The sequence below is a fragment of the Vibrio sp. R11-SG3-ISO3-SZ genome (genome assembly GCF_059834345.1).
This window is the reverse complement of sequence record NZ_JCBDGX010000016.1, coordinates 18,075-40,415: the sequence shown is the minus strand read 5'-3', so window position 1 is coordinate 40,415 and position 22,341 is coordinate 18,075. Positions and strand designations below refer to the sequence as shown.

Here is a 22,341-nt window from a genome sequence, read left to right as displayed (position 1 = left end):
CTTCTGTTCCTTAGTTTGCTTCTACGTTTTGGCGAACGGATTCGCTTAGGCAAGCTCATTAACTTGAGTATTAAGCTTAATTTGATCCAGCTCTTGTTGGCTGGTCACACCAACGCCGACTTGACTCACTGCAAGTGCAGAGAGGGCTGTGGCAAATTGGAGTAATTCGGTTTTTGGCATCTGTTGCATGTGGCCCCAACATAGACCCGCGACTAACGTATCGCCGGCGCCTACTGTGCTGACCACTTGCATTCTTGGCGGCTTGGCGTGGAGCCATTGATCGTCGTGCAACCACATCACACCGTCAGCGCCCATTGAAACGACAATGTTGTCGATGCCTTTGTTAGACAGGGTTTGTGCCGCGTTTTGGCACGCTTCTCGCGTATCCAGTGTTTGACCTAGGAAATCGCCCAACTCTTCCTCGTTAGGTTTGATAAGCCAAGGTTTGGCATCAAGCCCTGCGGCAAGTGCGGCTTTACTGCTGTCAAACAGGACTTTTTTGCCACGTTCACGCAACTGCGCGATCCATGCTGCGCACTGAGCCGGTGTGACACCACCGGGTAGGCTGCCAGCAAAGACAAAGTAGTCATGATCGATCGCCAGTTCGTGCAGAACTCGCTCAAATTGCGCGATTTGAGCATCGTTTACTTCGACGCCAGGAAAATTGATGTCGCTGACCTCGCCATTTTTCTCCACCAACTTGACGTTGATACGAGTGGAGCCGTCAACTTCGACAAAGCGATCCGTCACACCGATGTTTGAAAACAGTTGGTGGAACAGCTCAGGGTTATCTTTACCTAAAAAACCCGTGACAGTGACGTCAGCACCTAAATCGCGTAGGACCATAGCGACGTTGACCCCTTTGCCCGCCGCTCTTAGGTTGCTCTCTTTGACAAGACTCACGCTACCCACATTGAGGGTATCCAGACTACCGGTCAGATCGAGCGCTGGATTCAACGTGATGGTCACGACTTTATTGGTTGCAATCTCAGACATGGTCGCCCCTTAACCTTCACCAAGGCCAGATTGAATCGCGCTGCCAATGGCTTCCAGTGCTTGAGGTGCATCTGCCCCTTCTGCGGTGAATTGCAGCTGATGACCGTGTTTAACACCAAGCGCAATCACTTTCATTAGGCTTTTCGCGTTAACGGCTTTGCCGTCGCCATCAAGGTTTGCAACGCGAATGTTCGACTCAAACTTTTTCGCTTCCGCCACCAACATCGCGCCCGGTCTTGCATGTAAACCATGTGCGTTTCGAATTTTGAAGACTGCGGTATTGCCATCAGCGCTGGCTTGCTCTGCTTGTTCGCCTTTGAGTAGCGCGATGACTTGCTCGGCACTACCATCAAGCAATGAGGTGTGTTTTTGTTCAAAAACCAACTGCGTCAGGTTTTCTAAGATTGCTTGGTGTGCATTGTTGCACGCTGCAAAGGTGATCAATGCTTTGACGTTTTCACCGTCAAATTGGCATTGATTCGCCGTGGAAACAAAAGAGACACCGCTACGCTGAACGCCTTTTTCACTGCCGACTAACCAAAGCCCTTGACCAAGGTGGGTGGGTGTTTTTGATACGATATCGGCAACAAAATCGTGGTTTGCGCATCCGGTATTTTTGAGCAAACCAGAGGCGACAGCGCTGAGCTGGACCATATCACTGGCTGGAAAGCCCACTTGAACTAACGACGCGTCGAGATCCACTTCTAACTGAACATCGCCATTCAGGAGTGCGACGATTTCATCCGCGGTTTTTACCGATTTTAGGCGTTCTTCAACGCCGTCAGCGCTAAGTACTTTGGTCAATTGCTTAAGAATGCCCAAGTGTTCGTCCGATTTTGCCGCAATACCAATGGCGACGTAGACACGGTTACTGTCACCCCATTCTACACCGTCAGGGAAGTGGTGAATCGCAACGCCTGTCTCTTTGACCATGTGACGGGTGTCGGTGGTTCCGTGTGGGATGGCTATGCCGTTGCCTAAAAACGTCGAGTTTTGCTTCTCGCGATTGAGCATGCCCTCGACGTACTGCGCGTCGACTAAGCCTTTATTCGCTAGTGTCGATGCAATGTTTTGAATAGCGGCAAATTTATCATCGGCCTGTTGCGATAGGGTGATATCAGTTTTAGTGAGCTTGAGCATGGCGCTTCTCCAGCATAAAAGTCATACAGTTCGTTCTCAGTCTGTGGGCGCGGAGTGCAACTTCTGTTGTCTCTTCTCGCTATTTACTTTCATCTTTTTACTGGGCAGTCAGTATAGCTTGAGACCAGTAACTACTTTAGTGAATCGATTCAGCAAATTCGCGCCACAAAAAAGTTTTAGCAAAGAATGGAGTAATATCTATGAGGTTCCCGCCTCAATACTGTTCAACTTGGTTGAAAATAGTGACCTTACTCTTGTTTTATTCTTTGCTGAATCCTTTCAGCTTTTATACTGAAACGTTTCAGCTTATAATTCAACTCAGCGATAGATCTTTGATGAATTATTATGATCGTGCGCACAGATTAAGGTAGAGATATGACACTAGATGAAGTAGCCAAATTGGCCGGTGTGTCCAAGACAACCGCAAGCTATGTGATTAACGGCAAAGCACAAAAATATCGGATCAGTGAAAAGACACAACGTAAAGTGATGGCGGTGGTGGAAGAGCATAACTATCGCCCGGATCTTGCCGCCAGTACGCTGCGCGCAGGGCAAAGTCGATCGTTTGGGTTGGTGATCCCTGATTTAGAAAACACCAGTTATGCCAAGCTTGCAAAACTTCTCGAACAAAGCTCTCGAAAAGCGGGCTATCAAATATTGATCGCTTGTTCAGATGATGACGCTGATACCGAGAAAAACGTCGTCAATGCGTTGATCAGTCGTAAGGTCGATGGGCTGTTTGTGGCGAGCGCGATGCCAGATGCCAATGAATTTTATCTCGACATCCAAAATAAGGGCACGCCGGTTATCGCGATTGACCGTCCCTTGGACGATGAGTTTTTTTCATGCGTGATCAGTGAAGACTTTGGCGCGGCGAATGAGCTCACTCACTCCGTAATTAGTGACGCCGTCACAACTATTGGCTTAATTGGTGCACTTCCAGACCTCAATATCTCTAAAGAGCGTGAGTTGGGTTTTAAGACGGCGGCAGAAGAGCGAGGTTGCAGTGTAGTAATTGGCTATGGTGACCACTTTAACCGTATTGACGCGAAAAAGGTGATGCGTACTTGGCTGGCCAACAATGAGCTCCCCAATGCGATTGTGACCACCTCGTATACTTTGTTGGAAGGGGTATTAGACGTATTTCTCGAGCAACCAGAGTTGGTCAAAGGCATCAAACTGGGGACCTTTGGTGATAACCGTCTGCTTGATTTCCTTCCCTTTAAAGTGAACTCTTTGCCCCAACAATTTGAAATGATTTCAGACAGCGCGTTGGCGTTGGCACTTAACGCATCGGCAAAACGTTACCATCCGGGTATTGAGTTGATTCCACGTGAGTTGATTGTTCGCTAACCGTTTTAACTAAGATAAGGTTACTAAAACAGGGATACTAAAACCGTGGAACTAAAAAGCGCCAAGACGGCGCTTTTTTCACATCAGAGCAGCACGATCATCAGTACTGAAAACGAACGCTCATCGTCAATTGTGGACCATAGAGTCCGTTGTTTCTTGTCTCGGCTGATAGCGACATCTGCTGAGTAGAGTGAAAACGAAGTCCGGCGTGAAAGACAGAGGAATCATCCAAACGGCCTAATCGCATCGTCGCTTCGACTTGTTCAGTCAACCAAAGACGACCGCCAATGTTCATTTCAATCTGCGTGTCACTGTCACCTGCTACATATTTTGTTTGGTGAAGTAGCATTTGACCATACACATCCGCAAATTGTGTTACTGGTCCATTAAAACCGATACCACCGGCAACGTCATAATCGCCATCAAACTGAGAATCGGCGCGAATGATCAAATGGGAGTTTTCCGTGAATAGAGTGGTGAACTCACCGCCTAATGTCGAGGGATTGGCGCCTACACGCACTTCAAAGTAGTTGTAGCTGAAGTTATTCGCTTGTGCTGATGTCGCCGCAAGAGCCAGCGCGCTGGTAAGTAGGATTTTTTTCAAAACAGTCTCCGACATTGTCAATTTTCCGTCTAAGCGCCACATTGGCTTGGCGTTTTTGCCTAATGAAAAAATATTAGCAAGTTTTAAGCCAGCCATTTGAGGTGGGTGTCATTATTGATGATTTAAAATGATTTGTCGCCTACGAATTGAATTGATTGATTTTTTATATAGAAAGCTTACAGTGGAGCTCTAGCCATCTAAAAGGCTTTTATTAACAATGAGAGGGAAATATGAAGTTAGTCAGTAAGGTGTCGTTGTTAGCATTCATCACGGTAGTCGGACTTACCGGGTGCGGCGAAAAAGAAGAGTCAGTGATTAAAGTTGGAGCGACGGTTGGCCCACACGCCCAGGTTGTCGAGGCGGTAGCAAAACAAGCCGAGCAGCATGGGTTAAAGGTGCAAGTGATCGAGTTTTCGGATTATGTCACACCAAACGCGGCGCTTGATGATGGCAGTATCGATATCAATAGTTATCAACATCAACCATTTTTAGACAGTTTTAATCAAAATCATGGTACAGAACTTGTCTCAATCGGCCGTTCAATCCTCATGCGTATGGGACTTTACTCAAATAAATACCGCACTTTAGATGCGTTGCCAGAGAAAGCGCGTATCGCGATACCTAACGATCCGACTAATGGTGGTCGCGGTCTATTATTGCTTGCTGAAGCGGGAGTGATCACCCTGAAAGAGGGCGTTGGATATGCGGCAATGCTCACTGATGTTGTGGACAACCCTAAACAGTTCGAATTCATCGAGGTCGATGCGGCGCAGTTACCCAGAACTCTGGATGATGTCGATGCTGCGGCAATCACGATGAACTATGTGATGTCATCAGGGCTTGATCCGCAGAAACAGAGTATTTATCTCGAATCGACCGATGCCCCGCTCGCTGTTATGGTCATCGCGACCCGTAAAGGGGAAGAGACTAAACCTGAGTATCAGCAGTTTGTTGAGATCTTCCAATCGCAAGAGACGAAAGCCTTCCTAGCCAAGCAGTTTGGTAGCACGATTGAGGCGGCGTTCTAATTCGCAGAATGATTGAGAGCCCGAGGCATTACCACCTCGGGCTTTTTTTATCGAAACATTAGCGATTGCAAGGTGGGAGTGGTATCGTCAGCCAACATAACGGATGGATTTATTGTAGTTTTTTCTTTATATGAAAACGCCTCTTCAAGCCCTAATGGTACAGGGTACAACCTCTGACGCCGGAAAAAGCGTCGTCGTGGCAGGTCTTTGCCGAGTGTTGGCTCGCCGTGGTGTGCGAGTTGCCCCATTTAAACCACAGAATATGGCGTTAAACAGCGCCGTAACCTCTGATGGTGGTGAAATTGGTCGCGCCCAAGCGGTGCAAGCTTTAGCCTCCGGTGTCGAGCCTAGTGTTCATATGAATCCAGTATTACTTAAGCCCAATTCCGATATTGGCGCACAGGTGATCGTGCAAGGTAAAGCACTGAGTAATATGGAAGCGTGTGGTTACCAGAACTACAAACAGTTAGCGCTGCCTTTTGTGATGGACTCGTTTAGTCAACTGACCGAACACTATGATTCGATTATGATCGAAGGCGCTGGTAGCCCCGCAGAAATCAATCTACGTGAGAATGATATCGCCAATATGGGCTTTGCTGAGGAGGCGGATGTGCCCGTCGTGATTGTCGCCGATATTGACCGGGGCGGCGTGTTTGCTCACTTGTACGGCACTCTAGCCCTGCTATCAGAGAGCGAGCAGCAGCGAGTTAAAGGATTTATTATTAATCGCTTTCGTGGTGATATTTCACTGCTCGAACCTGGCCTTGATTGGCTGGAAGAAAAAACCGGCAAGCCTGTTATCGGCGTGTTGCCGTATCTGCACGGGTTTGAGTTAGAGGCGGAAGATGCCATCAATACTCAGCAATCGCTCAATTCGAGCGCGAAGATTCAGGTTGCGGTGCCAGTGTTTACTCGGATCAGCAATCACACCGATTTTGATGCGTTAAGAAGCAACCCAGACATTCACCTTAGATACGTAGGTAAGGGGGAGTCGCTGTCGGGAGCAGACGTCATTATTTTGCCGGGCTCAAAATCGGTCCGCAGCGATCTTGCCTACTTGCGCAGTCAGGGATGGGATCGCGATATCCAGCGTCATCTTCGTTTAGGCGGCAAAGTGATTGGCATTTGTGGTGGATACCAAATGCTGGGTCAGAAAATTGATGATCCTTTGGGGTTAGAAAGTGACGCAGGCAGCACAGCAGGGCTAGGGTACTTGCAGACTCAAACGGTGATCACCGACTCCAAAACGCTAACGAATGTGGATGGCCAACTCTCATTAAATGGCAGCACGGTGCCCGTATCAGGCTATGAGATTCACGCTGGTCGCACTCAAACCACAGATGTATCGCCCATTATGCTCAGTTCGGGTGAGAGGGATGGCGCGTTGAGTGAGTGTAATCAAGTCTTTGGGACCTATTTACATGGTATCTTTAACTCGGCCGAGGCGACGACGCAGATTATGCGTTGGGCAACCGATGAGGATATCGGCGCGATAGACCATAATGCGCGCCAACTTGAAGCCATCGATCGTATTGCTGATGCCATCGAGCAGCATTTGAAACTGGATTTACTCTGGCCAGAACTAGAGACACAGAACAAACAATGAAACAGCGATTTTCACTTTTCTTCGCTTTGTGGTTAAGCCTTGCTTTTCACGCTCAGGCGCAAGACAAACTCACGGTTTATGCTGCCGCGTCGATGACCAATGTGGTCTCAGAGCTCGTGAATGAATTCGAGCAGCAGCGTGATGTTTCGGTGACCACTGTGTTTGGTGGCTCGTCATCCCTAGCGCGGCAAATTGCCTATGGTGCTCCCGCAGACGTATTTATTTCAGCGAACCATCAGTGGGTGCAATATTTGATCGACAACGGCAGTGTAGAACCACACCAGGTGAAACAGATAGCGGCAAACCAACTCGTCGTCATTGCCAAGAAGCAGATCGCTTTGGCTGTCGGGGACGTTCAATCTTGGCAACAAGCGCTAAACGGGCAAAGACTCGCGGTGGGGCAAACCGACACGGTTCCCGCTGGTATCTATGCGAAACAAGCGCTGACTTGGCTTGGCGTCTGGAAGAGCGTAGAGATGTCGCTCGCGCCTAGCAAAAGTGTTCGTGCTACTCTAGCTTTAGTGGAGCGAGGTGAAACGCCATTAGGGATTGTCTACAAAACCGATGCGATGCAATCAGAGAAGGTGACAGTGGTAGCCACGCTTTCGGAGCGTAGCCACGAACCGATTCAATATCCTGCTGCTGTTGTGAGTGACAATGTCACGGCGAACGAATTTCTTGATTATTTGCAAACGCGTGACTCAAGAGCCCTGTTTACACAATACGGATTTTTAGTCAGTGATGCTCAGTGATTACGAGATTCAAGCCTTATCGCTCAGTTTGAAAATAGCGGGGGTGGCGGTGCTATGGCTGATCCCACTCGGTATCTTGTTGGCGTGGTTGCTGGCTAGAAAGTCGTTTCTCGGACGTAGTGTGCTAGATAGTCTTATCCACCTACCACTGGTGTTACCCCCTGTTGTGATTGGCTATTTGCTGCTGATTTTCCTTGGTCGCCAAGGCTGGCTTGGCCAGTATCTGTTTGAGCATTGGGGGCTGGTCTTCGCCTTCAGTTGGAGAGGCGCGGTAATTGCGTGCATGATTGTCTCTCTACCATTGATGGTCAGGGCGATTCGTTTGAGTCTAGAGTCAATCGACCCACGCCTTGAAGAAGCAGCGGCCACATTGGGCGCTTCCCCGTTGAAAATCTTTACCACCATTACACTGCCTTTAACGCTACCAGGTATTATTTCCGGTACGATGCTCGCCTTTGCGCGCAGCTTAGGTGAGTTTGGGGCCACCATCAGTTTTGTCTCCAACATTCCTGGCGAAACGCAAACCATTCCATTGGCGATGTATACCTTTATCGAGACCCCGGGCGCAGAGTATGCAGCAATGAGGCTGTGTCTCATCTCAATTGCGATTGCGTTACTCTCTCTGTTTATCTCTGGCTGGTTAAGCCGAGTCAGTCAAAAAAGGCTAGGGCGATGACGAATTCGCACGCGCTGAGCGTTCAGTATCGCACTCGACTCGGTGATCAAACGTTTGATATCGACCTTGAGTTGCCCAATCGCGGCATTACCGCCATCTTTGGCCGTTCGGGGGCGGGCAAAACCAGTTTGATTCATTCTGTCGCTGGTCTTCATACGCCCCTAGAAGGGCGGATTCAACTCAATGACCGTGTGTTGTTTTGCTCACAAAATAAGATCAACGTCCCGGTACATCAGCGCAATGTGGGTTATGTGTTTCAAGAAGCCCGCTTGTTTCCCCATTATCGCGTTGAAGGTAACTTGCTGTATGGCGTGAAGGGGGATGATAAGGCACATTTCGATAAGGTGGTGGACACGCTCGATCTCGGCGCGCTGTTGCGTCGTTACCCTAAAGCGTTGTCTGGGGGAGAAAAGCAGCGCGTCGCAATAGGACGAGCATTGCTGCGCAAGCCAGACATACTCCTGATGGATGAGCCGCTTGCGTCATTGGACATGCCGAGAAAGCGCGAAGTGATGCCATATCTTGAGCAGCTTGCTGCCGATATCGACGTACCTATTCTTTATGTCTCCCACAGCTTGAATGAAGTATTGCGTCTGGCTGATCAACTGGTGGTGATCGATGACGGTCGGGTGGTGGCTTGCGATAATATTGAGGCGGTCTGGTCTTCGGACGTCATGCGCCCGTGGCACTCATTTTCGGAGCAAAGCTCGCTGTTCGAAGCTCGTGTCCTGCGCCACAATCACCACTATGCGTTGACTGAGGTGAGTTTAACGCCTTTGCATTCGCTCTGGGTGCAAAAAATCAACGCCGGTGAAGACGACTTAGTAAGGCTGCAAATTCGCGCCAATGATGTCTCTTTAGCTCTAGAGCCGCCAAAGCAAACCTCGATTCGTAATAGCCTTAAGGTCACGATTGAGGAATTGGAAGAGGTGCGTCATGGTGATCAACGGCAAAGTGTGACGGTCTATTTGTGCCTAGATGAAAGACGAACCCTCAAAGCGACCATTACTCAGTGGGCCAAAGATGAGTTGAATTTAACACCTGGGATGACGGTCTACGCCCAGATCAAAGGCGTGAGCGTGACTCAAAAAGACATTGCGCTTGCCCACGGTGACAGATAGCCATTAAAAAAGCGCCTTGCGGCGCTTTTTTAATAAAACGGTTGTGTTGCGCTCATTACTTCGCAAAGACATCCGTAAAGTCGCGTTTCAGAATAGGGTCGCGGCGTGCTTTTTTAATCTGCTTAACCATATCTTTTACGCAGTTGTGCAGGACTTGGTCGAGAAGCTGCGCACGGTACTCTTCTTTTTGCTCATCTGTCATCTCTTTAGGCAGATTAAGCGTTGGAAACTCTTCCATTACGTTAAGCCCAGCAAACGCTTGGCTTACCGACACAAGCGCATGGAACTGCTCAAAGTTATCGAGAACATTTTGCGCACTGTTTGGCAGTTGTTCCCAAGATTCGCGCACGGCTTCTTCCGATACTTCATGAATTGAGACGACCATGTTGTGCATAGCTTCTGGTACGCCATCAAACTCAATCACTTGACGAAGTTCAGCGGAAACGGTGGACAGGTCTACGACAGCTTGTTCTGCTTGATTCTCGTCAGACATAAGGATGCTCTCTTTAATTACTAAAATTAGGGCGCTATCGTAAAAAAAACCGCATAAAAGTCAACATAAGTTGGCTGAACATGGGGTGGTAAGATATGCTTTTAGATAACGGATTACGATATTCATGAATTAAATCAAGGTAGTTAGCGTGGATAAAGCAGGTTCTTCGATGAAAATCTTGCTAGTGGATGACGTGCAAATGGAACGCATGCAGCTAGCCATTCGACTTAAGCAGCTTGGCCATACGGTCGAAATGGCGGATTCTGGCGCCGGTGCTTTGGATATCTATCCCACCTTTGAACCTGATTTGGTACTGCTCGATATCAGCATGCCGGATATGAACGGCTTTGAAGTCTCATCTCGAATTCGTGATTTATATGAAGAATGGGTGCCGATCATTTTCCTAAGCGGTCACGATGAGCCGGCGATCATTGCTAAAGCCATTGAAGCTGGCGGCGATGACTACTTGATCAAGCCCGTGGATAAAATCGTGCTTAACTCTAAGTTGATTGCCATGCAGCGCATCGCTGCCATGCGTCGTGAATATAAAAAGAAATCCGCCGCCCTTGAGGAGGCCAATCGTCTGCTTGAAAAGTTGGCGACAGAAGATGGCCTTACTAAAGTCGCAAACCGTCGCTCAATCGATGAAAAAACTCTTGAGCTGATTGCGTTTCATGGTCGCCATCATCTCCCCCTCGGGTTCATACTGCTGGATGTAGACCACTTTAAACTTTACAACGACACGTACGGCCACATTGAAGGGGACAAGTGCCTTGTTGCCCTTGCGAGTGCATTGTCGGGCTTGTTTGTTCGTAATGGCGAAGTGGTGGGCCGTTATGGTGGTGAAGAATTCATTGTGCTGCTCGGCTATACAGATGAAAACAAGGTTGAGCAAGATGCGCAGCGCATCCACAATACCGTTGAAGCGTTGGCTATCGCTCACGAATCTTCACCCATTCATCAAAACGTGACCGTGTCACAAGGTGTCTATTCCTTTGTTCCTAGCGGAAAGGAGACATTGGAGTCGGTATTTGAGAAAGTGGACAAAGCTTTGTACCAAGCCAAGGCGTCTGGCCGAAATCGATACGTGATTGTGTGAGCGCTGGTTGCACTCTTCATTTATGCACTCTTTATTTATGTTGCACTTGATTTACGCGTATTGGGTTTATTATGCGTAAGCGACTCGGTTACGCCCGGCCTTTTTCGCTTTATATAAAGCGTTGTCCGCTTCTTTAATCACTTGAGAGACTTTGCGTGTTTCCTGGCTGTCGCAGACACCAATACTGATGGTCACGCTTACCGAGTCTGGGTTTTTCGCCGAACCGCGCTGTTTCGTCCCTTGTTTGTTGTCTTTTGGCCGCGCAGATTGATCGCGTAACATCATTTCGTATTCTTCAATCGACACTCTCAACGCCTCTAGATGCTCTTTTACCTGCTCGGAGTACCGCCCTTTAAATATGACGGTGAACTCCTCACCCCCGTAGCGATACACTCGCGCTCTACCGCCCACTTGCTGAAGTTTACTGGCGACTAAGCGTAGCACATCGTCGCCGGTGTCATGGCCATAGGTGTCATTGAACGACTTAAAGTGATCAATATCGAGCATGGCAATCGTAAATTTTCGACCTAGGTGTTTTAAGTCTGACTCAAGTGCCAATCGTCCAGGAATATCGGTCAAACGATCGTTAAACGCCATTTCGTAACTGGCTGACAGTAAGTAAACCAGCAGCAATATGCCTGCGAGAGAGAACATGGTGCTCGAAATAAAGGGCACATGGAAAAAGATAAAAGTCACAGATGCAAGCAGTATTGATGAGTAGATTACCACATCGATAATGCGATTTTTTGCCATGACCAATATCGCGCCACTTAAAGTGATGGCAAACATGTAAAGCACAAGAATCAGTGGGATTCGCGATACGGCGGGTTCGATAAATAAAAATGTTGAGTTGATGTCGTCGAAACCACCATCGTAGAAGTGAGCCAATACGAGGTAGCACCAGACGATAATAAGTGACAGTGTCACCAGGTAAAGCCCAAATGAGCGAGACATTAAACTCGAATCTTTGTAGGGATAGACACTGAGTAGTGCAATAGGCAGCAAAAAGGCCAACAACGACAACTCAAGCACCGTTGTGCCGGTCGATAGTGGAGATTGTAGTCGAGACTGTATCAACCAGTAGGCAAGCAGAAGGGTCGTGGCGACCATGGCTATTCGGCTCTGTTTGAACGCGTTCGCTAACGCTATCGCACAAATAAACAGAACAAAAGGCAGTTTCGAGGTGATATCCAGGTTGGCTTGCGTCAATGTGATGACATTGTTCATACCAGACGCGATGAATATCAGTAGCAGTAGCGGAAACGACAACCGAAACCAATTAGCGGAAACTACTGACAGTGACATGCAACAACCAAACCCACAGAAAAAGACACATTGAATAGCAAAAGATAAGAATACTTTGATTTGCTGAAAATCCAAGCTTTTTACTAAACTTAAGTAGCAAATTGGATCATATGTTTAATGTTTGAACACCATCATATCTAAATGACTCTATTGCATGGCAATTTTAGGTAATGTTCCACATACTGATACCGGAAGCATAACGAAAAGGAGTGATTGATATGCAGATTAGCGTTGATGTCCACAATTACATGGAAACCTTGGTTGGACACGTGCTTGCGCGAGAAGAATTTACTCAGAGATTCGACCATGATCAATTGGCCGATTTAGCGTGTCTTGCGCTCAGCCAATTGAGGCCAGTCTACATCCGTTTTGATGTCGACTTTCTCTCTGCACTCCCAGAAGAACGTTTAGTGGCATTAAAAGAGTATGCTGAGACAGCGGTCTCCTCTGCTGTGAGCCTGATCGTTGACGACCGCCGTAAAAATCGTAAAGATGAGATTCCGGTGATCATCAACAAGCCTCGTTTTGATGATGACTTGGAGCTGGAATGGTTTGAGAAACCGATTGTATCCATGAAAAGTCGTAAGTAAGGAGTTATAAATGGGATTGTTTTCACGTCTATTTGGTGGCGGAAAATCACAACAAGCCGTCGCGGTAGAGCCGGTTGAATATAAAGGTTATCTCATTTATCAAGAATCCATTGCAGAAGGCGGTCAATACCGTATTGCAGGACGTATTGAGAAAGAAAAAGAGGGCGAGATCCTATCACACCGTTTTATTCGCTCGGATGTGCTCGCTAGTAAAGACGATGCCAATGAATTGATGCTGAAAAAATCACAAATGTTCATTGATCAAATGGGTGACAGTATTTTTAACTAACAGTTTTCGTTAACAGTGACGTAATAAGACGCGTAATGGGAAAGTAACCCATAGAGAGTTCGCCTGATTGATTATTTTGCTGTGATAACTCCTCAATTTGATGAACATCATACTCTAAGAAGCCATTAGCCGTTATGCTGATGGCTTCTTTGTTTTGGTGAGTAAGATAATTTGTTGTTTTAAAGGAAATTTTTGCTTGCACTGGACGCAACTGGTTTGACCTCCTATCAATGGTTTCTGTCTTGTCCTTTTTGTCGTTCAGACGCACAATCCTTCATTCCCAACGGTTATAACTCATGATTTTTTCAGCAAGTTTTTAAAAAGACTTGCAGTCTGTTTTTACGTTGGATAAAAACAAATCAAACAGTGTTGCGAATAGTCAAGGAATAGCTAATGCAGATTGGTGTGCCAAGAGAGTCGCTCCCCGGTGAGACGCGTGTTGCTGCGTCACCCAAATCGGTCGAGCAATTAATTAAATTGGGGTTCAGCGTTGCCGTTGAATCAGGAGCAGGAGAGAAAGCCAGTTTTGATAATGGTGCGTTTGAAGCCGCAGGGGCGAGCATCGTCTCAACGCAAGATGTGTGGCAATCAGACGTCATGTTAAAGGTCAATGCGCCGATTATCGATGACACGCTGGACGAACTGGCTTTGATCAAGGAAGGGGCCACGCTGATTAGCTTTATTTGGCCAGCACAAAACCCAGAATTGATGGAGAAGCTTTCGAGCAAAAACATTAATGTCATGGCGATGGATGCTGTGCCGCGTATCTCACGTGCTCAAGCGTTAGATGCACTCTCGTCAATGGCAAATATTGCCGGTTATCGTGCGGTGGTTGAAGCCGCTCATGAGTTTGGTCGATTCTTTACTGGGCAAATTACCGCCGCGGGTAAGGTGCCACCAGCAAAAGTTTTGGTAGCCGGCGCTGGTGTTGCTGGTCTAGCTGCGATCGGTGCAGCCGGCAGTCTTGGTGCGATCGTTCGTGCGTTTGACGTGCGTCCAGAAGTAAAAGAGCAAGTTCAATCGATGGGCGCGGAGTTCCTTGAAGTCGACTTCAAAGAAGATTCTGGCGCTGGCGATGGTTATGCTAAAGAGATGTCGGATGAGTTCAACAAGAAAGCGGCTGAGCTTTACGCTGAGCAAGCGAAGGATGTCGACATCATCATAACTACCGCACTGATCCCGGGTCGCCCAGCTCCTAAGCTTATCACCAAAGAGATGGTCGACAGCATGAAAGCGGGCAGTGTGATTGTTGATTTGGCTGCGGCCAACGGCGGTAACTGCGAATACACTGAAGCAGACAAAGTGATCACCACAGCCAATGGTGTCAAAGTCGTGGGCTACACCGATATGGTCGGCCGATTGCCCACACAGTCATCGCAGCTCTATTCAACCAACTTGGTCAACTTGCTCAAACTGCTGTGCAAAGAGAAAGATGGCAACATCACCATCGATTTTGATGATGTTGTTATCCGCGGCGTCACTGTAGTTAAAGAGGGTGAAGTGACTTGGCCTGCGCCACCAATCAAAGTCTCAGCTCAACCAGAGCAGAAAAAAGCGCAGCCAGTAAAAGCAGAGCCGAAAGTTGAAGAGCCCACTTCACCAGTGAAGAAACTGGCGGCGTTAGCTGTGGGTGTCGGAGCGTTTGCATGGATAGCCTCTGTCGCGCCAGCGGCCTTCTTGTCACATTTTACTGTGTTTGTTCTTGCATGTGTCGTTGGCTACTACGTGGTTTGGAACGTCACACACGCTCTGCATACACCGTTGATGTCGGTGACCAATGCAATTTCTGGCATTATTGTTGTCGGCGCTTTGTTACAAATTGGCCAAGGCAACGGAGTGGTATCATTTTTGGCGTTCATCGCTGTGTTGATTGCCAGTATTAACATCTTCGGTGGATTCACCGTCACCAAGCGTATGCTTGAAATGTTCCGTAAAGACTAAGGAGTAACAAGGATGTCTGCAGGATTAGTACAAGCAGCTTACATTGTTGCTGCATTATTCTTTATTTTAAGTTTGGCCGGGTTGTCAAAGCAGGAGTCTGCTCGCGCAGGTAACTACTATGGTATCGCTGGTATGTCGATCGCGTTGATCGCCACGATCTTTGGTCCTGAATCGCAAGGCTTTGCGTGGATCATCGTTGCCATGGTGATCGGTGGGGGTATCGGCATCCACTATGCGAAGAAAGTCGAAATGACCGAAATGCCAGAACTAGTAGCAATTTTGCACAGTTTTGTTGGTATGGCGGCAGTATTGGTTGGTTACAACAGCTACCTCGACGCACCAGAGGCAGCAACGCATGCCGAGCACGTTATTCACTTGGTTGAGGTGTTCCTAGGTGTCTTCATTGGTGCGGTTACCTTTACAGGTTCCGTGGTCGCATTTGGTAAGCTGCGCGGTATCGTGTCATCTTCACCATTAAATCTGCCGCATAAGCACAAAATGAACCTTGCGGCGATCGTGGTATCAACGCTTTTGATGGTGCATTTCGTCAACGCTGAAGGTAGTATGTTCGCACTGCTTGTGATGACGTTGATTGCGTTTGCGTTTGGTTACCACTTGGTTGCGTCTATCGGTGGGGCGGACATGCCTGTGGTGGTTTCTATGCTCAACTCTTACTCAGGTTGGGCAGCGGCAGCGGCCGGTTTCATGCTCGCCAACGATCTATTGATTGTCACCGGTGCGCTTGTGGGTTCTTCCGGTGCGATTCTATCCTACATCATGTGTAAAGCGATGAACCGCTCGTTCATTAGTGTGATCGCCGGTGGTTTTGGTCAAGAAGTGGTGATCTCTGAAGATGTTGAGCAAGGTGAACACCGCGAGACCACAGCAGAAGAAGTGGCCGAGATGCTCAAGAACTCTAAGTCTGTGATCATCACACCAGGATACGGCATGGCCGTTGCTCAAGCGCAGTATCCAGTGCATGAAATTACCGAAAAACTTCGTGCACAAGGTGTGGAGGTGCGATTTGGTATTCACCCTGTTGCGGGCCGACTACCTGGTCATATGAACGTATTGCTCGCGGAAGCGAAAGTTCCTTACGACATCGTATTGGAAATGGATGAAATCAATGACGATTTCTCAGAGACCGATACCGTGCTCGTCATTGGTGCTAACGACACGGTGAACCCAGCCGCGCTGGAAGATCCAAACAGCCCGATCGCTGGCATGCCCGTGTTAGAAGTGTGGAATGCGCAAAACGTGATTGTCTTCAAACGCTCGATGAACACCGGTTACGCTGGCGTTCAGAACCCATTGTTCTTTAAGGAGAACACTCAGATGCTGTTTGGTGATGCAAAAGAGAGTGTCGACGCCATCTCCAAAGCGTTGTAATCTCCCCTCACAGTACGATAAAGCCAGCGTAATGCTGGCTTTATGCGTTTTAGTGGTAATGATTCCTGACATCAATATTACATTTGAAATGTCTATTTTTGTCATAATGGTTTATTCTATTTCTAACTTACTGATTTAATGAATTTTTACAGTGATTAAACCCGTAAACATACTGATAACTGCTTTGATAACTCTGGCCACAAAGAGCGCGTTCGCGAACTCTTTGCCTGAGCGTATCGACACATTTATTGATATGTTTGACCGCTCTGAGGCGGTAGTGAGTTACGATATTCGCGTACTACAGGCCGATTACCCCACACGTTTGCTTACGCCTGAATCTATGCTGCCGCAAACGGCGCATTATCCTCTCAAAGATATTCAGCGCTTGTATGATCTCGCAAGAGACTGTACAGGTAAGCTCCCTCTGAGCCCTTTAGTGACGGAGCCGTTGGTGTTTACCCGTTCTGTATGTAAAGGGAATACCGTGAGCACCAAGTGGTTTGCGCGCAGTGCGCTTATCCATCCTGGCGGCGGAACCTACGCCAGTCGTTATGTGGCACTGCATCCGGAAAAACTGGATGAGCTATCGCAATACATGCACATCAAGGAGCGTCCGCTCGATCCAGAAACGACCTTATTAGGACGATTGCAGCGAATGGATGAGTCTGCCATGTTGGCACTGTTGGCAGGATCGAGCATGTTTTTGGATCGAAATGCACTCTGGCTTCGCAATAATGATGAATATTTAGTGTATCCAGACAATGTTTGGAAAACCTATGTCGATCAGAGTGGTCTAAAAGTAGAGCCGAAATCCACGGCGGTACGCTGTTTCGCACAGCGGGGCAATTTGTGTTGGGATATTGAAGATCAATCAGAGATCTTACGAATCAGCATGGCGGTTTTGGTTGTCGCGAACATTTTGCTGGTACTGGGTTGGTTGACGTATCGCTGGAACACCAAGCGCCAAGAAATGAAAAGCCGTATGCTGATTTTGCAGATCTTAACGCACGAACTGCGTACGCCAATCGCCAGTTTATCCTTGACGGTTGAAGGCTTTCGTCGTGAGTTTGAAAAGCTGCCAGAGTCAGTGTACGACGAATTTCGTCGATTATGTGAAGATTCTAGACGATTGCGCCAACTGGCCGAAGCCAGTAAAGATTATTTGCAATCAGATAACAAACCATTGGCCGCAGATTGGGTACCATCTGTCAGCGAATGGCTTGAGTTCAAATTAGAAGAAGAATTTGGCGACAAAGTTGAGTTCTTAATTAACCAAGATGTCGCGGCAAAGCTTAATGTCTACTGGCTAGGGACTTGCATCGACAACTTAATCCGCAATGCCATTAAATATGGCGTTGCTCCTGTTCAACTTGAGGTTGAAACCTCAGTGGACATGATTACGCTAAAGGTCAAAGACCAAGGCCAGTTAACCCATAAAGACTGGCGCAATTTGCGCAAACCCTTTGTGAGTAAAAGCGGCCTGGGCTTAGGATTAACCATAGTTGAATCGATGGTCGGACGTATGGGCGGAACTATGAACCTCATCGGCCCACCGACAACATTTATATTGGAGATACCCTGTGAAACAGACACTGCTTCTCGTTGAAGACGACAAAAATTTAGCTGACGGCCTACTAGTTAGCCTTGAACAAGCAGGTTACGAATGTTTTCACTCTGAAACCATTGCGGACGTGGCACAGTACTGGGATAAAGCAGACTTGGTGGTGCTTGATCGCCAATTGCCTGATGGTGATTCTGTAGCGCACTTAACCGATTGGAAAAAAATCAAAGACGTTCCAGTGATCTTATTGACGGCTCTGGTAACGGTAAAAGACAAAGTCACAGGTTTAGATGCCGGTGCGAATGACTATTTAACCAAACCTTTCGCTGAAGCGGAACTATTTGCTCGAATTCGTGCGCAGTTGCGCTCTCCGGACGCCGAAGCTCAAGATGATTCGAAAGTGACGACCAGCGACTTGGTGATCGATAAAGCGACCCGTGAAGTTTTCTACAAAGAGGAATCCATCACCTTAACACGTACAGAGTTTGATCTCTTGTTGTTCTTAGCCAGTAACTTAGGCCGCGTGTTTACTCGTGACGAATTGCTTGATCATGTTTGGGGATACAATCATTTTCCTACCACACGTACGGTTGACACACATGTATTGCAGTTACGTCAAAAACTCCCAGGTCTAGAAATCGAGACCTTGCGTGGTGTTGGATACAAAATGAAAGCCTAATATGAAGATACGGGCTCTCTTATGGGGTGCACTCATTGCGAGTGCACCTGCACTCAGCGATACCGCGCCTTGGTTTGAGGACAACACACCGTTGACTCAAGCTCATAAGCATCTACTCAACAATAACTTGTCGGGTATGTTTTCTTCATTGGTGGAAGTTTGGCAACTCGAATCAACCTCAAATTTATCAAGCCACCTCAATTCGTTACTCCTTCAATCGCTTGAAGTGGACTGTGGAAAAGGCCTAGATACCAATCCCACGCCCACGTGGATATCCTCGGTTGTCATCCGCCGTACTAACATTGAAAGCCCTGGGCGCGATGCGTTTCGAGCCATCGTCGAAGTGGATTCAGAAAAGCCCATTCGAGATATCGCATTAACCCAGTGGGTATCTCGTAATATATCCACTGACAACACTTTGACTAAGTTACCGGGTAACGAAAGTGGGCTGAGTAAATACATTAAGCGATACAACTTGAACAGTCGTTTACCTATGGGGCTCTATCGATTGGACGTCACTGCTGCCGACCAATCCTCTTGGAGTGCTTGGGTGCTGCTTGGCGAACCCAATGCTGCGATTGATGTTCGTTGGAAATCAAAGGATGAGTGGAGTATCGATCGCACCGCATTGCTCAACCCGCACTGCCCATTGCCTAAGCTAGAAACGGGGATTTATGACTATGTGGATGGCAAATACAACCAAATTTGGACAGAGGTACATGTTTCCGATTTTCCGACTGCGCTGAAACCGAATGTCGTGCCAGCAGGTCGTTACGTGTTGGCCGTTTCCATCAATCAACAACGTTGGCAGGGGCCAATAATTGTTGAACAATCCCAAATTATCAGCAAAACCTATGATGTTTCTGTAGAGGAATAGTTAAAGTTCATAGACAATAAGACGATATAAATGAATGGAACTGAAAAGATTTATATCGCTATGGATAATAAAATTAAACTGTTGAGCCTGTCTATTGCTCTGGCTGCCACGTCAGCCTCTGCCGCCAACTACGCCATTGAAGCACGTGGTGATGCCATGGGTGGCGTAGGGGTGGTATCCGCCAATTTTCTCACTGCACCGTTCTACAATCCCGCGCTTACCGCTATTTACCGTCGCAATGATGATGTCGGTATGATCGTGCCTTCTTTTGGTCTCTCGTATAGTGATCAAGATGATATGGTGAATGATCTTGATACAGTGGCGGACCTATTAGAGACCAATGACCCTAGTAGAATTAACGAGTTAGGACAAGCGCTTGATGATCTGCAAGGCGATCAAGCTAAGTTGGAAATGGGTGGCGTAGTAGCATTTGCAATTCCGAATAGTTTTATCGCTGCCAATGTATTCGGCAAGTTATACACCGAGTCGTACGCAACTCCTGATATTGCAACGGATAGTACAGCAGGCACGGAGGAGCAACGTATTTTAGAAAATGCGCAAAATAGCTCTGTCAGTGCTGTTTCTATCGGAGTTGCGGAAGCGGGTATCTCTCTAGCTAAATATCAGACATTTCTCGGACAACACATCGCGTTTGGTGTCTCACCAAAACTGCAGCGTATTTACACATACGTGTATGAAGCATCTCTAGCTGACTACGATATAACAGACGTACGTGAAAACGGCACTGGCGAAACCATGTTCAATATGGATGCAGGCTTCCTGTGGTTCCATGGTCCGTTACGCGCGGGTATCTCCGCGACCAACTTGATCAGTCGTGACATCGAAACTAAAGCGACCACGTCTGGGCGTACGTATCAATATCAACTAGGACCGCAATACACCGTCGGTTTTGGTTTAGTTGCTGACTACGCGACAATCAGTGTTGACTACGACCTCAATGAAGACAAACGTTACACTAACTTTGAAGACAATACACAAATGCTCAGAATTGGTGGCGAAATTGATATCATGCGTCAGTTAAAACTGCGAGCTGGATGGAAACGCAATCTTGCGTATGACAATCAAGATGACACGCTGACAGCAGGTATAGGTATATCGCCATTGAACCTGTTCCAACTCGATATTGGTGCAAGCTACACCAATGAAGATTCTATGGGCGCCTTTATTAATTTCTTAGGCAGTTACTAAAGGCGAGGGTAGCGCTAGCCACCTCGAATAATTCGTACTATAGTCGGGCTCCTATAAAAAGGAGCCTTTTTTATGTTTGATGATTTACCACCGCTGACACACGAAGAGCAGCAAAAAGCCGTAGAGCGGATTCAAGAGCTAATGGCAGGCGGGATGAGTACCGCGCAGGCAATAAAAGTCGTTGCCGATGACATACGCAAAGCCGCAGCAGAAAACAAACAATAACCCACCTAGAGAGAGCCAATGGCTCTCTTTCTTTTGCCTAAAACAAAGTGGTTACAGAAACTGAAAGTTATATCGAAAGCAATAACATTAAGATTAAGTTCATAAATTACAATGGTTTATGTTGGTTTATTATTCTGTCAATAACTTCTTTCCACTTTGTGGTGTAATTTAATTACACAACTGAAAGTCGGTCGGTGTAAGCGCTCACTATTGCCAGTTAATTATGCTTCTGGGTGATGCCGTCACTGATGCGGACTTTGACCAACGATGTCGCCTTGTCATTTACAGTCACCTATAAATTGGACGGATGGTTTGTATACAAGACTGTAGTTACGCGGTCACGTAAACTGAATCTAATTAATGTAATTAAGATAACGAGAGTTAAACGTGGATGATTTTGTAAGGACTACAATGTTCGACTAGAGGTGTTTTGGTTAGAACCGTTTTTAAGTCGCGCACAGTATCGGCAACACAGAACGTTTGTGCGGACAAAGAAATGGTGTTGGTTTACTTGGCGGCTGATAAAGCCAAGTCGCACGAAGCGCAGACACTGTGGAGCCAGATCGCAAAAAAGTATAACGGGCTAGGAATTACAAGCGTATCAGGTGCTTATGCGGTGTTTAGCCTTAGCTCAGATGGCCTATTTCAACGTGTTAATGAGTGCGTATTATCTGATTTTATGTTTAATATTGTTTCATATCAACGATTTGCGCAAACTTCTACTTTTAGAGGTTTGCATAATGAAATGCCACAAAATGACGAAGAATTATATCTTCCGTGAATTTAAGTGTGGATTAAGCATAAAAGATACAGCAGAGTTATGTTTCAAAAGTGTGAGAACCGTCAAAAGTTGGGACATGGGGCAAGAAATACCACCGGAATGCAAACGGCTAATGAGACTCAACAAAAGGTTGAGATTGCACAGCAGTGAGCAGTGGGACGGCTTCAAAATGTCAGGCGATAGGCTAAAGCTACCAACAGGCCAATATGTCAGCCCACAGCAAATTTTAACGGGAATAGCACTACTTGAGATAGCATCGCCTGACGACTTAAAAACACTATCAAAGTTAGTGAAATATGCACGGGTGATCTCATCATTAAGAGAGATTAAAAATAGGCCAGAATCGCGGAAGTATTGAAGAATGGTGGAATTTACCCCCGTAATACAGAACGGGGGTTTTGCTCCGCTTCTTGGGCCCCTCCCGCGTAGCGAGACCCTCCCAAGAATGCTCGCGAAATCCGAGAAGTATAGACGTTGTTAGTTCTATGGGTTGCAGTGGCTTAAACCGCCTTTGTTGTGGTAATTCTCTGCGAGGCAGATTCTAGCAAGGAGAGGGGGAGGTTGGTGTAGCAAGCAGCAGCGAAGACTAACCGCGCCGATTGGCTGATGTGGTCAATTGGAGTGAGG

Annotated in this window: 23 protein-coding genes; 17 read left to right on the top strand and 6 right to left on the bottom strand. The window is 47.2% G+C overall.

Features of this window, described 5'->3' with window-relative positions:
* Positions 1-45 precede the first annotated feature (45 nt).
* Both pfkB and fruB read right to left on the bottom strand, forming a co-directional pair.
* Positions 46-996 carry a 1-phosphofructokinase gene (gene pfkB, locus AC6R1O_RS02070; RefSeq protein WP_500631274.1) on the bottom strand — a complete coding sequence of 317 codons (951 nt, stop codon included), beginning with the start codon at positions 994-996 and terminating at the stop codon, positions 46-48.
* Positions 997-1,005: 9 nt separating this feature from the next.
* Entirely contained in the window at positions 1,006-2,136 is a 1,131-nt protein-coding gene (gene fruB, locus AC6R1O_RS02065) for a fused PTS fructose transporter subunit IIA/HPr protein (RefSeq protein ID WP_500631275.1), read from the bottom strand.
* Positions 2,137-2,511: 375 nt separating this feature from the next.
* On the opposite strand from fruB, the gene cra reads away from it, so the two are divergent.
* Positions 2,512-3,489 (top strand): catabolite repressor/activator, encoded by a 978-nt coding sequence (cra, locus tag AC6R1O_RS02060; RefSeq protein WP_500631276.1) that lies wholly within the window; start codon positions 2,512-2,514, stop codon positions 3,487-3,489.
* A 100-nt stretch (positions 3,490-3,589) separates the two neighbouring features.
* Here cra and AC6R1O_RS02055 read toward each other — a convergent pair whose 3' ends face one another.
* Positions 3,590-4,108: a hypothetical protein gene (locus AC6R1O_RS02055; RefSeq protein ID WP_487901486.1), complete on the bottom strand. Its 519-nt coding sequence runs from the start codon at positions 4,106-4,108 to the stop codon at positions 3,590-3,592.
* A 215-nt stretch (positions 4,109-4,323) separates the two neighbouring features.
* On the opposite strand from AC6R1O_RS02055, the gene AC6R1O_RS02050 reads away from it, so the two are divergent.
* The 5 genes from AC6R1O_RS02050 (at position 4,324) to modC (ending at position 9,276) form a co-directional block, all read left to right on the top strand.
* Positions 4,324-5,121: a MetQ/NlpA family ABC transporter substrate-binding protein gene (locus AC6R1O_RS02050; RefSeq protein ID WP_500656426.1), complete on the top strand. Its 798-nt coding sequence runs from the start codon at positions 4,324-4,326 to the stop codon at positions 5,119-5,121.
* 130 nt (positions 5,122-5,251) lie between these two features.
* Positions 5,252-6,727: a cobyric acid synthase gene (locus AC6R1O_RS02045; RefSeq protein WP_500631277.1), complete on the top strand. Its 1,476-nt coding sequence runs from the start codon at positions 5,252-5,254 to the stop codon at positions 6,725-6,727.
* Positions 6,724-7,479 carry a molybdate ABC transporter substrate-binding protein gene (gene modA / locus AC6R1O_RS02040; protein WP_500656425.1) on the top strand — a complete coding sequence of 252 codons (756 nt, stop codon included), beginning with the start codon at positions 6,724-6,726 and terminating at the stop codon, positions 7,477-7,479. Before AC6R1O_RS02045 ends, modA begins: the two co-directional genes overlap by 4 nt.
* Positions 7,466-8,155 (top strand): molybdate ABC transporter permease subunit, encoded by a 690-nt coding sequence (gene modB, locus AC6R1O_RS02035; RefSeq protein ID WP_500656424.1) that lies wholly within the window; start codon positions 7,466-7,468, stop codon positions 8,153-8,155. Before modA ends, modB begins: the two co-directional genes overlap by 14 nt.
* Positions 8,152-9,276 (top strand): molybdenum ABC transporter ATP-binding protein ModC, encoded by a 1,125-nt coding sequence (gene modC / locus AC6R1O_RS02030; RefSeq protein WP_500656423.1) that lies wholly within the window; start codon positions 8,152-8,154, stop codon positions 9,274-9,276. Before modB ends, modC begins: the two co-directional genes overlap by 4 nt.
* Positions 9,277-9,331: 55 nt before the next feature.
* Here modC and AC6R1O_RS02025 read toward each other — a convergent pair whose 3' ends face one another.
* Complete coding sequence (locus tag AC6R1O_RS02025) at positions 9,332-9,769, bottom strand: DUF3069 domain-containing protein (protein ID WP_334551889.1); 438 nt, start codon at positions 9,767-9,769, stop codon at positions 9,332-9,334.
* A 169-nt stretch (positions 9,770-9,938) separates the two neighbouring features.
* On the opposite strand from AC6R1O_RS02025, the gene AC6R1O_RS02020 reads away from it, so the two are divergent.
* Entirely contained in the window at positions 9,939-10,868 is a 930-nt protein-coding gene (locus AC6R1O_RS02020; protein ID WP_500627183.1) for a GGDEF domain-containing response regulator, read from the top strand.
* Between the two features lie 69 nt (positions 10,869-10,937).
* On the opposite strand, the gene AC6R1O_RS02015 is transcribed toward AC6R1O_RS02020, so the two are convergent.
* Complete coding sequence (locus AC6R1O_RS02015; RefSeq protein ID WP_500656422.1) at positions 10,938-12,173, bottom strand: GGDEF domain-containing protein; 1,236 nt, start codon at positions 12,171-12,173, stop codon at positions 10,938-10,940.
* Positions 12,174-12,391: 218 nt separating this feature from the next.
* Here AC6R1O_RS02015 and AC6R1O_RS02010 point away from each other — a divergent pair, with 218 nt between their 5' ends.
* Both AC6R1O_RS02010 and AC6R1O_RS02005 read left to right on the top strand, forming a co-directional pair.
* The gene (locus AC6R1O_RS02010) at positions 12,392-12,763 is read left to right on the top strand and encodes a late competence development ComFB family protein (RefSeq protein WP_334551886.1); all 372 of its coding nucleotides are present in this window, start codon (positions 12,392-12,394) and stop codon (positions 12,761-12,763) included.
* Positions 12,764-12,773: 10 nt separating this feature from the next.
* Positions 12,774-13,052 carry an HlyU family transcriptional regulator gene (locus AC6R1O_RS02005; RefSeq protein WP_334551885.1) on the top strand — a complete coding sequence of 93 codons (279 nt, stop codon included), beginning with the start codon at positions 12,774-12,776 and terminating at the stop codon, positions 13,050-13,052.
* Here the strand turns inward: AC6R1O_RS02005 and AC6R1O_RS02000 are convergent.
* Positions 13,045-13,320 (bottom strand): hypothetical protein, encoded by a 276-nt coding sequence (locus tag AC6R1O_RS02000; protein WP_500627181.1) that lies wholly within the window; start codon positions 13,318-13,320, stop codon positions 13,045-13,047. The two genes, AC6R1O_RS02005 and AC6R1O_RS02000, sit on opposite strands and share 8 nt — an antisense overlap.
* 125 nt (positions 13,321-13,445) lie before the next feature.
* On the opposite strand from AC6R1O_RS02000, the gene pntA reads away from it, so the two are divergent.
* From pntA to AC6R1O_RS01960, 8 genes are all read left to right on the top strand, one after another.
* Positions 13,446-14,993, top strand: a complete 1,548-nt coding sequence (gene pntA, locus AC6R1O_RS01995) for a Re/Si-specific NAD(P)(+) transhydrogenase subunit alpha (protein WP_500631282.1) — start codon at positions 13,446-13,448, stop codon at positions 14,991-14,993.
* 12 nt (positions 14,994-15,005) lie between these two features.
* Complete coding sequence (pntB, locus tag AC6R1O_RS01990) at positions 15,006-16,382, top strand: Re/Si-specific NAD(P)(+) transhydrogenase subunit beta (protein WP_500631283.1); 1,377 nt, start codon at positions 15,006-15,008, stop codon at positions 16,380-16,382.
* A 154-nt stretch (positions 16,383-16,536) separates the two neighbouring features.
* Positions 16,537-17,988 carry a sensor histidine kinase VxrA gene (gene vxrA, locus AC6R1O_RS01985; protein WP_500656431.1) on the top strand — a complete coding sequence of 484 codons (1,452 nt, stop codon included), beginning with the start codon at positions 16,537-16,539 and terminating at the stop codon, positions 17,986-17,988.
* Positions 17,963-18,622 (top strand): response regulator transcription factor VxrB, encoded by a 660-nt coding sequence (gene vxrB / locus AC6R1O_RS01980; RefSeq protein ID WP_334551881.1) that lies wholly within the window; start codon positions 17,963-17,965, stop codon positions 18,620-18,622. The genes vxrA and vxrB overlap by 26 nt, the downstream gene beginning before the upstream one ends.
* Before the next feature lies 1 nt (position 18,623).
* Positions 18,624-19,499, top strand: a complete 876-nt coding sequence (locus AC6R1O_RS01975; RefSeq protein ID WP_334551880.1) for a DUF2861 family protein — start codon at positions 18,624-18,626, stop codon at positions 19,497-19,499.
* A gap of 60 nt (positions 19,500-19,559) precedes the next feature.
* Positions 19,560-20,708 carry a conjugal transfer protein TraF gene (locus AC6R1O_RS01970; RefSeq protein WP_500656421.1) on the top strand — a complete coding sequence of 383 codons (1,149 nt, stop codon included), beginning with the start codon at positions 19,560-19,562 and terminating at the stop codon, positions 20,706-20,708.
* Positions 20,709-20,780: 72 nt separating this feature from the next.
* Positions 20,781-20,933, top strand: coding sequence for a YoaH family protein (locus AC6R1O_RS01965; RefSeq protein ID WP_500627178.1), 153 nt, complete (start codon positions 20,781-20,783; stop codon positions 20,931-20,933).
* 430 nt (positions 20,934-21,363) lie between these two features.
* Positions 21,364-21,714 carry a DUF3693 domain-containing protein gene (locus AC6R1O_RS01960; RefSeq protein WP_500656420.1) on the top strand — a complete coding sequence of 117 codons (351 nt, stop codon included), beginning with the start codon at positions 21,364-21,366 and terminating at the stop codon, positions 21,712-21,714.
* Positions 21,715-22,341: the final 627 nt, after the last annotated feature.